Source organism: Gluconacetobacter diazotrophicus PA1 5, from assembly GCF_000021325.1.
In the GTDB taxonomy this organism is placed as follows: Bacteria; Pseudomonadota; Alphaproteobacteria; order Acetobacterales; family Acetobacteraceae; genus Gluconacetobacter; species Gluconacetobacter diazotrophicus.
The window spans coordinates 3,099,136-3,110,655 of sequence record NC_011365.1; the positions used below are offsets into that span (position 1 = coordinate 3,099,136).

At 63.3% G+C, this 11,520-nt stretch carries 11 protein-coding genes and 1 tRNA gene; 4 read left to right on the plus strand and 8 right to left on the minus strand.

Annotated elements, in window-relative coordinates:
* The first annotated feature begins 56 nt into the window (after positions 1-56).
* A protein-coding gene (locus GDIA_RS18830) for an IS630-like element ISGdi6 family transposase (protein WP_076611189.1) occupies positions 57-1,002 on the plus strand; the annotation gives its coding sequence in 2 pieces (ribosomal slippage) (positions 57-395 and positions 397-1,002; 945 coding nt in all).
* Here the strand turns inward: GDIA_RS18830 and GDIA_RS14220 are convergent.
* The 4 genes from GDIA_RS14220 to GDIA_RS14235 form a co-directional block, all read right to left on the minus strand.
* Positions 974-1,819, minus strand: coding sequence for a LysR family transcriptional regulator (locus tag GDIA_RS14220; RefSeq protein WP_049762940.1), 846 nt, complete (start codon positions 1,817-1,819; stop codon positions 974-976). The genes GDIA_RS18830 and GDIA_RS14220 overlap by 29 nt on opposite strands.
* Before the next feature lie 4 nt (positions 1,820-1,823).
* A complete protein-coding gene (locus GDIA_RS14225; protein WP_012554606.1) occupies positions 1,824-2,960 on the minus strand; it encodes an FAD-dependent oxidoreductase in 1,137 nt (378 codons plus the stop codon).
* Entirely contained in the window at positions 2,957-4,156 is a 1,200-nt protein-coding gene (locus GDIA_RS14230) for a GDSL-type esterase/lipase family protein (RefSeq protein ID WP_012554607.1), read from the minus strand. The genes GDIA_RS14225 and GDIA_RS14230 overlap by 4 nt, the downstream gene beginning before the upstream one ends.
* A gap of 62 nt (positions 4,157-4,218) precedes the next feature.
* Positions 4,219-5,253: a Gfo/Idh/MocA family protein gene (locus tag GDIA_RS14235; RefSeq protein WP_244410117.1), complete on the minus strand. Its 1,035-nt coding sequence runs from the start codon at positions 5,251-5,253 to the stop codon at positions 4,219-4,221.
* Positions 5,254-5,451: 198 nt separating this feature from the next.
* On the opposite strand from GDIA_RS14235, the gene GDIA_RS14240 reads away from it, so the two are divergent.
* Entirely contained in the window at positions 5,452-6,126 is a 675-nt protein-coding gene (locus GDIA_RS14240; protein WP_043459009.1) for a TetR/AcrR family transcriptional regulator, read from the plus strand.
* Between the two features lie 306 nt (positions 6,127-6,432).
* Here GDIA_RS14240 and GDIA_RS14245 read toward each other — a convergent pair whose 3' ends face one another.
* Positions 6,433-7,353 (minus strand): EamA family transporter, encoded by a 921-nt coding sequence (locus GDIA_RS14245; RefSeq protein WP_012554610.1) that lies wholly within the window; start codon positions 7,351-7,353, stop codon positions 6,433-6,435.
* Between the two features lie 171 nt (positions 7,354-7,524).
* The gene (locus GDIA_RS14250) at positions 7,525-8,655 is read right to left on the minus strand and encodes an alpha/beta fold hydrolase (RefSeq protein WP_043459011.1); all 1,131 of its coding nucleotides are present in this window, start codon (positions 8,653-8,655) and stop codon (positions 7,525-7,527) included.
* 207 nt (positions 8,656-8,862) lie between these two features.
* Here GDIA_RS14250 and GDIA_RS19800 point away from each other — a divergent pair, with 207 nt between their 5' ends.
* Positions 8,863-9,492: a TetR/AcrR family transcriptional regulator gene (locus tag GDIA_RS19800; RefSeq protein WP_012554612.1), complete on the plus strand. Its 630-nt coding sequence runs from the start codon at positions 8,863-8,865 to the stop codon at positions 9,490-9,492.
* 196 nt (positions 9,493-9,688) lie between these two features.
* On the opposite strand, the gene GDIA_RS14260 is transcribed toward GDIA_RS19800, so the two are convergent.
* Together GDIA_RS14260 and GDIA_RS14265 are read right to left on the minus strand one after the other, a co-directional pair.
* Positions 9,689-9,765: transfer RNA gene (locus tag GDIA_RS14260), tRNA-Arg, on the minus strand.
* A gap of 349 nt (positions 9,766-10,114) precedes the next feature.
* Positions 10,115-11,224 carry an alpha/beta fold hydrolase gene (locus tag GDIA_RS14265; protein WP_012554613.1) on the minus strand — a complete coding sequence of 370 codons (1,110 nt, stop codon included), beginning with the start codon at positions 11,222-11,224 and terminating at the stop codon, positions 10,115-10,117.
* Between the two features lie 58 nt (positions 11,225-11,282).
* On the opposite strand from GDIA_RS14265, the gene GDIA_RS14270 reads away from it, so the two are divergent.
* The gene (locus GDIA_RS14270) at positions 11,283-11,519 is read left to right on the plus strand and encodes a zinc-finger domain-containing protein (protein ID WP_012228172.1); all 237 of its coding nucleotides are present in this window, start codon (positions 11,283-11,285) and stop codon (positions 11,517-11,519) included.
* The last annotated feature ends 1 nt before the right edge of the window (position 11,520 follow it).

Below are 11,520 nucleotides of genomic sequence, written 5' to 3' on the forward strand. Positions count from 1 at the left end.
ACCCAGATTGCCGAAAATCTGATTCAACATGCTGTCTGGATTGGAGGCCAGCATGGATGGCGCGTCCTTATTCGATGGATCTTCGCGACCGGGTTGTGGCAGCCGTGGAGACAGACGGCCTCTCCTGCCACGAGGCCGCGAAGCGCTACGGTGTAGCACCCAGCACCGCGATCCGGTGGATGCAGAGCTTTCGGCGGACCGGCAGCGTTTCCCCTGGCCAGATGGGCGGCCACAAGCCGAAACGGCTGACGGGTGCGCATCGGGAATGGCTGATCGAGCGTTGCAAGGCGGGGGGCTTTACCCTGCGGGGCTTGGTCGCAGAACTTGCCGGGCGCGGGCTCAGGGTCGATTATCGCTCTGTGTGGGTCTTCGTCCACGACGAGGGGCTCAGCTTCAAAAAAAACACTCGTCGCAGCCGAACAGGACCGTCCTGATGTCGCCCGACACCGGGCGCGATGGCAAAAATACCAACACCTCATAGATCCCGCCCGCCTGGTGTTCATCGATGAAACCTGGACCAAAACCAATATGGCGCCGCTACGCGGCTGGGCGCCGCGTGGCGAACGGCTCCGGGCCAAAGTGCCTTGGGGTCATTGGAACACCATGACCTTTATTGCCGCCCTGCGGGTCGATCGGATCGATGCGCCGTGGCTGCTCGATGGTCCGATCAACGGCGAAAGCTTCCGCATCTACGTCGAGAATGAACTCGTGCCGACGCTCAGGCCTGGTGACATCGTGATCGCTGACAACCTCGGCAGCCACAAAAACAAGGCAGCACGCGCAGCCATCCGACAGGTCGGCGCGCGCCTGATCCTCCTGCCAAAATACTCCCCAGACCTGAATCCCATTGAACAGGTCTTTGCCAAGCTCAAGCACCTGCTCCGCAAGGCCGCGGCTCGAAGCCGCGACGCAGTCAGTTCAACCATCGGCGAACTCCTGCGCAGCTACGCTCCCAGCGAATGCGCCAATTATTTCATAAACTCAGGATATGGACCAACCTAAAATCATCACGCTCTAGCAGGCGGTCGAGGCTTACGTCGTGTCGAAGGACGCGCAACGAGTCGGACATGCCTCCGTTGCTGCGCAGAAGCTTGTTGAACTCCGGCCCCGGACCGCGCAACGGCAACAGCAGCGGCTCACGCCTCAGATCGTGCCAATGCACGACCTCCCGATCATTGAATGGGTGAGTGTCGGGCACCGCCACAACCACGCGCTCGCTCCAGACCGACAATGACCTATCTTGCCAGCTTTGCTCGCCCTCGGCCACGAACGCGACATCAATCGTCGCATTGGCGAGATCAGAAATGAGATGATCGCTTGATCCGTCAACCAGCTGGGCTTCTACTTCCGGGAAGCGACGCCTGTATTCGATCAGCGTCGCCCGTAAATTGCCGACGGCCAGCGACGTATGAACCCCAATCGTCAGCCGGCCGCTCTCACCGCGCGATCGGGTCTTCAACCGGACCGTGATCGCCTCGACTTCTTCGATGATACGTTTCGCCGCTTCGAGAAACTCCTGGCCTTCAATGGTGGGGCGTGTCCCGCCGTTGGTTCGCTCGAAGAGTACCGACCCGAGGCAATATTCTAGATCTCGTAAGCGGCGGCTAAGAGTGGACTGACGAATATTGATGACTTCCGCCGCCTGTCTCAAGCTGCGATGCTGAGACGCAATGACCGCCAATCTCAAATCTCGAAATTCGACCAAGTCTGTCGAGGCTCTTGTCTGGACTTCCGCATGAACATCGTTGGTCCGCGAGGACGGCTTGCCCTCAACCCCTGCCTGCGCGGCCTGCCTCAGCGTTGGCTCGCGATCAGACATCAGCTTATTGATGCATCGGGGGTGGGGAAAAAAGGTTCAGCAGACTGTGAGGGGCATTCTCGCCGAAGCACAGCTTCAGGTTTCGCTCCGCTTCCGCGGCAGCGGATGCACTCCTAAGAAACAACTCCACCTCATAAGCACGCAGCGCGGCTTCCATATCTCCAGAATTTGCAGCGATGGATTTGCCGAGCTCAGCGCCATCGAACATGGCGAGGTTTGCCCCTTCTCCCGCGAAGGGCGACATCAAATGCGCTGCATCGCCGAGGAGGGTGACGCCAGGGACCCGATCCCAAGTGTGATTGACCGGAAGAGCATAGATTTTGCGTGGTATGGGGTCGGTCTCACCATCGGTAATAAGCGCCGTCAGCCCAGGAGCCCATCCCTCGAATTCCTTGGCGACCTGCGCCCGTGCGGTGGTCGCATCCGAGAAATCGATGCGGTCCAGCCAGTCTTCCGGTTTGTTCAGCGCCACATAGGTATGCAGAACACCATCGGCCTCCCGGTGGGCCAGAATCCCCTTTTCCGGAGCGAGCGCGAAAAGGGCGCCGGCGCCGACTGCATCGGCGCTTGCCTCGTGACGGACGTCGGCGTCAAACAGGTAGGTTTCGATGAATGAGGTTCCGACATAGGCCGGCCTCGCCGTCGAAAGAAGCGACCGGACTTTCGACCAGGCGCCATCGGCGCCGACCAGAATGTCGCTCGTTATGGTCCCACCATCGCTGAAAGTCAGCAGATGCCGTCCGCTCCCGAGCGGAGACACGGAAGCGAGTCTATGCCCCCACCGAATTGTGTCGGCAGGAAGCGAGTTGAGCAGAATCCGACGCAGGTCCCCTCGCTGGACCTCTGGACGGTTACCTGTCCCGTCATCGGGCTCATCCAGCAAGACGGTCCCGTGCTTATCGAGCACACGCGTCGCCTCGCCACCAGCGTGAATGATCGCGGTGAATTCGTCGAAGAGGTCCGCGGCCTTGAGCGCGAGCTGCCCGTTGTAGTCGTGAATGTCGAGTTGGCCGCCCTGCGTCCGTACGTTGGGCGAAGCTTCCGCCTCATAGATCGTCGAAGCGATACCGTGCACGTGGAGAACGCGGGCGAGCATCAGGCCGCCGAGCCCGGCGCCTATAATCGTGATTGGAGTGTTCACACGTCCTCCGCCGGCCAGAGCTTCAATCGCTGAAGAATATCCACCATCGCCTGGGCGAGACGCTTCGACCCGTTCACGCTGGGATGCGTGTCGTCGGGAGCCGCATATTTGGCCGCCAGGCGAGAGGGATCTGTTTCAGAGCGAACCGCCGCATCGAAGTCGACGACGTGGCCCGACCCGCGGATCCATGCGTTCAACACCAGACGCATGTCTTCTCGTTCGGGCTCGGCCAGCAGTTCGGGCGCGAGTGGCATGACGGTGGCGAGAATAACCCGCAGCCCTGCTGCCTGGGCACGGTCGATGAGTTCCTGGTATGCTTCGATTAGTTGGTTGACCGAAGGCATTTCGGCCATGGGCGCAATTCGGCCAGGAAGGCCCCAGTCGTTGCTGTTGTAGGCAATCACCAAGTGCGTGGCGCCGGCGGTTCCGAGCACATCCTCATCGAAACGGGACAACCCCGACCGCCCCCACGAAGGAGTCAGCGGCGGCGCGTCGAGACGAATGCGATTCCCCGCAATACCCCGATTGACGACGGCGATTTTCGCGTCGGCCGGCAGGAGAGCGGCCGTGTATTGCGGCCATCCCATGGCGGTGCTTGAACCGCCGAGGGCCACGATCACCGCTCGAGGCTTAACACCGGCGACCTCGATTGCGCGCAGAAACGGACCTCCCGCAGGAAGCGACCAGCCCGTTCCATCAGGCTCGCCCGCCGCACCGGTATTCGCGGCCGGAAATTCGCGGGATTCATCGATGGCTTCCGACGTCCCGCCGTCAAGCGGGAACGGGGATGCGCCCACGAAATCCCCGGGCGCGGACCGGCTGAACCTGAACCCGGCCGCCGTGGCATAGGGTGTCGGCTCGGGGAGGTAGAGATCGACAACGATCTCGTCACTGTGCCGGACGGTCAACGCGATGGGATCGGTCCGCCGCGACTCGCCGGGCGGGATCTCCGTCGAGGCGAGGCCGTCGAAGGCGACCTCGAAGAACTGGCCGCCGATTCCGATGGCGCCCCGTCCGATCCGGACGGCGGCGTCGCCGAAGCGATTGCTCAATTCCAGGCGAACGCGGCTGCCGTCGAGGCTTGCCGGCACGGTCATGCGGACAGTGGCGTTGGCAAAGCCCGGCTCGTCTTCTTCGCCGCGGAAATCGGTGACGGCCTGGGTCCATGTCGCGTGCCAAGGCAGAGCTTCAGTCATGAATTTATCCTTTCTTCCGAGGAGTTCGCCGAGGCCGAAAGGACGTTTTCATTCGCTTGTAATCAGGCTGGCTTTATCGAGTGTGTCGCGGCCGTCTCGATCGCCGCGATGACGCGGTGGAGCACGACAGCATCGTCGAATGTTGGCGCTGTGTGGGCGCCGTCGCGCAGATCACGGGCCATGCGCGCATAGTTGCGCGCGACGTTTCCAAGCGCGGGGTCCGACGGGAGGCCATCGAGATATGAAGCGGGAACCTCCAGCCGCTGGAACGCTTTCTCGTCACCGCGTGCGGCCTCGAGCGTGAGGGGCACGAGCTGGGCGTGCCCGAGGGGGCCCTTCACCCGGACATCCCCCTGCGTGCCGTTGATCTCCCACAACAGGCCCGCACCGTCTCGCGGCATGCCGCCGACGTAGTGGACCGAAATGGGCGCGCCGCTGGCAAGGACGCCGTTAACCAGCACTTGGTCGGCCGCGGTGACAGGTAACGTTTCATCGGTTCCCGCGACGACCGCCGTCGTGCGGCGGGTGGCCAATACCGAAGAAAGCTCTGCGATTGGGCCCAGCACCTCCGTCAATCCGGCAAGGGTATGCCCGACCGGAATTGTGAGCATGGTCGCGCCGCTGGCCTTGTCGAGAAGGTAGGCGCCATTTTTCTTGTCCGGAACGATGCCCCCCCAGCCGCCGCCGCGCGCGATCAACGTCGTCGACAGCACCTCGCCGATGAAGCTTTCGGCTATCAATTGCTTCAGATACTGAATCTCGGGCGCGACACGGGCCTGCGTGCCGACCACGCCCAGCACGCCCTTCGCCTTGGCGAGCGCTGCGATCTCCTCGGCCTCGGCGAGCCCGTTACCGAGCGGCCATTCGCAGTAGACGTGCTTGCCTGCTTCGATGGCCGCCCTGGAGATTTCGAGGTGATGCGGCACCTTCACCGTGACGGCGACGATGTCCACCTCTGCGTCCGCCACCAATTGGGCGACATTCGCATAGGCTCTCGGCAGACCGATTTCAGCAGCGGCACGCTCGGCGCTCTCCAAGCTGGTGTTGGCGACGCCCGCAATCTCGAAGCTGTCAGATAGCGCGCGCAGCGCCGGCACATGAGCGCGCGCGGCCCAACTCCTGCCGGGCTGGAGGCCTACAACACCAACGCGGAAACGCCTCGCAACCATTGCTTTCATCCTTCATGACCCGGCGCACTCGAACGCCGGCGACGAGCGTGGAACGGCATTCCATGATGGAACGAAATTCCATAAATGTCAACTTGGAACGGCGTTCCATTTGTGTCACAAAAGGTGATGGGCAAGAAACCGCGCACCGCTCAACGACGGCAGGGATCGCTCTCTCGGGAGCGGATCATCGAAGCGTCTATTGAAATCCTGGACAGCGACGGGGAGGAGGGCCTGACATTCCGTGCCCTGTCCGACCGGCTGGCCACTGGCCCGGGCGCAATTTACTGGCACATCGACAACAAGAGTGAACTGCTGACCGCTGCCTGTGACTCTATCATCGCCCGTGCGGTTGACGTGCCCGTGGTCGGGATGCCCCCAGAAGCGGTCATCCGCGCGCTCGCGCTGGGCCTGTTCGACACAATCGACGCCCATCCGTGGGTTGGATCGGCGCTCACGCGCGCGCCGGGGCAAATGCCTATGGTGCGCATCCTTGAACGCATAGGCCAGCAGATTCGCGCTCTTCACGTTGCGGATGAAGAAGAGTGGCCAACGGCATGCGCGCTGCTCAACTACATCGTCGGCGTCGGTCGTCAGAATGCTGCTAATGCGCAGTTCACGCGCGCGCGCGACCTCGACAGGTCTGCTTTCCTGGGGTCGCTTGCGACGACATGGTCTCAACTTGATCGGAATGATTATCCGTTTACGTGTGATGTTGCTGATCAGTTGCAAGATCATGATGACCGCGCGGATTTTCTTGCGGGCATCAACCTCTTTCTCAGTGGCCTTCGCTCGTCCACCTAGTGATCAAGCAGCGCTACGCCCGGTTTCGCAACCTTCCGGCAGTGGCAATCCTTCGATAATCAGCGACGCTTGCCGGCTGCCCGTACCGCTGCCGGAGAAAGGCCCAGAGCTAGGCCGCAAACCTATTAGCTGGTGCGGAGGTAAGGGCAACCGAACAGCAATCGCATCGGCTTCTTCGATGATGCGTTTGGCCGCTTCGAGAAACTCTTGGCCTTCGATGGTCGGTCGAGTCCCGCCATTGGTCTGCTAGTCCGCGTGAGCGCGCGCCTGGACAGTGCGATGCGCAGCCGCCGTGTTCGCGAGTATCTATTGCGCTACGGGATCAGATTGCATGCCGGTCCCCATCCAGTGCAAATCAGACCTGTGAGCAACCGGGGCGGCGGGCCCGGCGCTACCGTCATGGCTGATGAGAACTGCGCCGAGCGCCACCACACAGCAGGCAACAATGCGCCAGGTCGTGAGCCGCTCGCTCAGAAAGATACGGCCGATCAGCGCGGCGAATACGACGCTGGTTTCACGGAGCGCCGATACCGATGCCATTGGCCCCCACGACATGGCAAAGATCACAATACCATAGGCAACGAACGATACGATCCCGCCACCGGCGGCGATCGCCGTCTCTCGTCGATCGCGCACGAGGCTGCGCCAGTCGCGCAAGACCGCATAGACGGGCGGCGCCATCACGCCCCACAGCAGGCACATCCAGACCGTATAGCCGATCGGCGAGCCGGACAGACGGACGCCGATGCCATCGGTCACGCTATAGGCGGCGATGAAGCATCCCGTTCCAAACGCGTAGGGAAGGCTGCCCCATCCGATTGTTCGCCCCTGTAAAGCGAGCGATACGATCCCTCCGGAAACGAGCATGACGCCGAAAGCGCCGATCGGATCGGGGAATTCGCCCGCGAACAGCATCGCTCCGATCGATACGAGAACCGGCGAGGAGCCGCGCGAGATCGGGTAGGTTTGCCCGAGATCTCCGCTCCGGTAAGTTCGCACCAAAAAGAGATTGTAGCCGACATGGAGCAGCGCTGAGAGGAGCGCATATTCCCAGCTGGCTTTTGCTGGAGCTGGAACGAAGGGAGCCAACCCCGCGCAAACGATCGCGATCGCCACACACATTATCGTCATTGACCAGAGACGGTCAGAACCGGCGCGCAACAATGCATTCCAGCTCGCATGCAAGAGCGCGGCTAGCAGGACGATCAAGCTGATACCGATGGACATCTCGCCACCTAGCTACTGTTCGAGAGGTTTGGGTAGCGCTGGCGGAGGACAGCCGGAAGGGCGCCAACGTCGGATTGCCATTCGCTTGGTGCAAGTAGGCCGCGAAGTTCAGTCGCGTCGGTCCATCTCCATTGTGGACCTCCTTGTACACGAGACCCTCGTGGCGAACGCCTAACGGCTGGCGCGATCCACCGTGCCAACCTCCTTGGCGAAGGCGAGCAGGAGCATGCCGAGCCGAGCTGGCTGCTCCTGTTGAATCCAGTGACCCGCGCCATCGATCAGCTCGATCTCACCCATCTTCGTCGTCGCCTTCGTTCTCATAAGCTCGAGCGCGCCAGGGGCCGAATAGGTGCCCCAATCGCTCTTGCCGCCGATGAAGAGCGACGGGACATCGATCGTCCTGCCCGAAAACAGCCGTAACTCAGCATTCAGGCCAGGATCGGAGACGACGCGATAAGCCTGCAGGGCGCCCTGAAACCCGGTGCGGCCATACTCGTCTGTGTAGACGCCCAGTTCCGGCTCCGTGAGCCATTTGCAGGCCTGGATCTCGGCGGCGGAGGGTTCGAATGGAGCCACCGTCTCGGGCATCGTCTTGCCGAGCTCCATGACGTAATAGGTGGGCATCTGCGCAAGGTCTGCAGCAGTTCGGCCCTTCAACGGATATGGCTTGTTTCCCGGCCAGTCGGCGCTCTTGAGGTAGAAAAACGCACGAAGAAACGCGTGCAGACCTCGAGGCGGGTGCCACATGTCGTCGTTCGCCTGCCGCGTGCTCAGGTATTGCTGATAATACTCTCTTGGCGGATCGAGCGCCGCCAGCGCGGCCGCCAGTTTTTGATTGTCATTATTCGGGGGGACCGAAGGTTCTACCTGCTCTGCAGTATCGAACGGAAACGCCGGCGGACCGGGGAACGGCGCGCTCATCAGCACCACCGAGGGAAAGACGTCGGGTCGGGCGAGCGCACAATAGGCCGCCACGGGCGAGCCGAAGTCGTGCCCGACCAGCATCGCCGTGCGCCGATACCCCAACGCCGAGACCAGTCCGAGGGCATCACGCGTCATGTTCAATAAGCTGAAGGGCTCCAGCGGGGCGTCATAGCCGTCGGCCCAGCCGGTCGTGCGGCCATAGCCCCGCTGGTCGGGCGCCACGACATGGTACCCGGCGTCGGCCAGGATCGGGATCAGATGTCGCCAGCCATAAGCCAGATCTGGAAAGCCGTGCAGAAGCAGCGCGAGCGGCCGGCCGGGGCTTTCGAAACCGGCCTCGAGAATATGGACATCGAGGCCGTTGACCCCACGGATCATGCGCGAGCGGATTCCTTTGGGAAGCGTTCCCCCGCCATATGGCTGCGTCGTCAAATCAGTTCCTCCCATGGGGTTTGCGCGGGCGGGCCGAAGCGACGCCGCAACCAGGCTGGCCGCCCCCATGGCCAGGACGGTGCGTCGGGACGGCGATGGCTTGGATTGGTAGAGGGGCATCGCCAGGCTCCAAAATATGGCAATCGCCATAGTATGGTGATCACCATAGATGCGTCAAGCGAGGCGTGTTATATCGCCGGGATGACACGTAAGACTGACGCGCGCGCTCGTGCGATTGCCGCGGCCGAACGGCTGTTTCGCATCCAAGGCTACACTGCGACCGGATTGACCCAGATCCTGGAAGAAAGCGGCGCGCCCAAAGGATCGTTCTACTTCCACTTTCCGCGCGGCAAAGCCCAGCTGGCAGAAGAAGCAATCGATCACTACATCGCGGGTAGAATTGCGGTTTTGCGGAGCATCTCCGCGGATACGACGGGGGATGCTCTGAACTTTGTTCGACAGCTTTTCAGCGCATTCGCTGCCGAAATGGTCGCTGCCGATTTCCAGTATGGATGTCTCATGCAAAATCTGGCGAATGAGCTGCCCGCGCTCGATGCCGAGCTCACCAAGCGGGTCGCGCGCGGATTCGTCGAATCGACAGAGATCATTGCCGAGCATTTCAGGGGGTGCGGCCTTGCTCCCGCGCGCGCATCCGCTACCGCCGCCGCACTGGTCGCAGCCCTCGAAGGCGCGCGAACGATCGCCCGCTTGGAACGCACGCCGGCTATATTCGAGGCGCTAGCGGATGTCAGTGTCCAGAAATGGGCTACCGCGGACGGATGATCCGAGTCCGATTCTCGTCATGGCCTCATAGCCCCCGACGTGATCGCGGGCGACGCGGGACCAGCGGAGTCTGAACTAGTTAGCTTCAGTCTCGCAAGACCAACATAACCGCAAGCGGATGGCGTTTACCCCACACTTTCTCCGCTTGTTGCGGCCCCCACCCGGCAGGCCGCGTCTGGCTGATCTTAAATGAGAGTGGCGCGCCCGACACGATTCGAACGTGTGGCCTCCACCTTCGGAGGGTGGCGCTCTATCCAGCTGAGCTACGGGCGCATCTCGCATTGCCTAGTCCGACCGACCGCTGCAGGTCAACGCACTCGACAATTCAATTCTCAAAACCTCAGCAACCTCGCTGGATTGCTACGCCCGAGTCCGCTGTGCCTTTCCAGAAGCTGCTTACGCAGTGCTTACGCGGAAAAATGCCGGCCTTGGGTGGTACGCTGAGGCTAATCTAACAACCTGATTTTACGCGTCTTTCTTCATCATACTCAAAACACGGCACCCTTGACATCAGCCTTCGGAGGGCGACGCTCTATCCAGCTGAGCTACGAGTCCAGTGACGCCTCCATACCCTGAACGGCCAGAAGACGCCAGCCCCGTGGCGGGATTTATTTGGCCAGGATTATTTGGCCAGACTGTCCAGTGGGGCGAGCAGCAGGGGTGGGGCGTCGCTGCCGTCATGGGGCTGGGCGGACCATGTGGCGGCGGCCAGGTCGCCGCCCGAGGGCAGGGGCTGGTCGGGCGCGGTGATCCAGTCCGCCACGTCGCCGATCACCGCGTCGCGGCTGCGGCCGCGCATCAGCAGATGATAGCCGCCGGGCACGTAGTCCCGCCGCACGCCCGGGGGCAGGCGGCGCCACAGGTCGGCCATCGCCTGGGGCGGGACCAGCTGGTCGTGGCCGCCATAGACCACCAGCGCCGGGCCGCGCAGGCGCGGGGCGTCGTCCGCCGCGTGCCGCATCAGCGCCGCCAGGCCGGACAGGGCGCGCATCCGGGTCGCGCGCAGGGTCAGCGGGTCGTAATACAGCCGCCGCATCGCAGCCAGATCGTCGCCCGCGACGACATGCACGGGCAGTTCGTGCCCGGTCATGCGCCAGTCCGGGGCGGTCGCGGCCAGCAGCCGCAGCACGGTCTCGGCCTCCGGGCCCAGTTTCCACACCGCCGGGGCCAGCAGGATGGTGCCGGCAATGGGTGGCGTTCCGGGCGGGGCATCGGGCCGGGCCATCAGGCAGGTCAGCACCGCGCCGCCCATGCTCTCGCCCATCAGGTAGAGCGGCACGCCCGGGTGGCGCCGGGCGATGATCCGGGCTTCGTCGCCCGCGTCGCGCACCATCTGCCCGGCCCCCGCCCAGCCGCCGCGATCGCGCATGCCGCCGAAGCCGCGCAGGTCGGGGGCGTAGAGCGTGATGCCGCGCGCGGCCAGGGCCGGAGCCGGGATTTCCCAGGCGTCGCGGCTGTCGTCGAATCCATGCAGCGCCAGCACCACGGCGCGTGGGTGCCCGCCCGCGGCCGGCCACATGCGCGTGGGCACGCGCGTGCCGTCGGGCAGGGTCAGGGTCAGGTCCGGGGGCACCAGCCGGCCGTCCGCCGCCCAGGCCGGCGGCGGGCGCGGGATCGGCGGATCGTGCAGCGCGCATCCCCCCGCCAGGGCGGCGGGGAGCAGGGCCATGAGGAGGCGACAGCGCAGGCGTGAGAGGCGACGGTTTGAAAGCACGGCAATCCTGCGTATCATCGCGCGTCATTCCTGGCCACCGGCCGATACGGCCACAGTACGAGGCGGAGCGCACATCATGCAGGCCCAGACCCAGACCACGCAGCCCCATCCCCAATACCCGACGCCGCACCCCCGCCTGGGCCATGTCGAAACGGTCATCGTCCAGTCGCGCGTCCTGTCCTGCGACGGGGGGCTGGGGGCACTGGGCCATCCGCGCGTCTGGCTGCGCATTGCCGATCACCAGACGTTCTGCCCCTATTGCTCGCGCCTGTTCGTGCTGAACCCGGATGCCGGGGACGACAGCGCGCACTGAT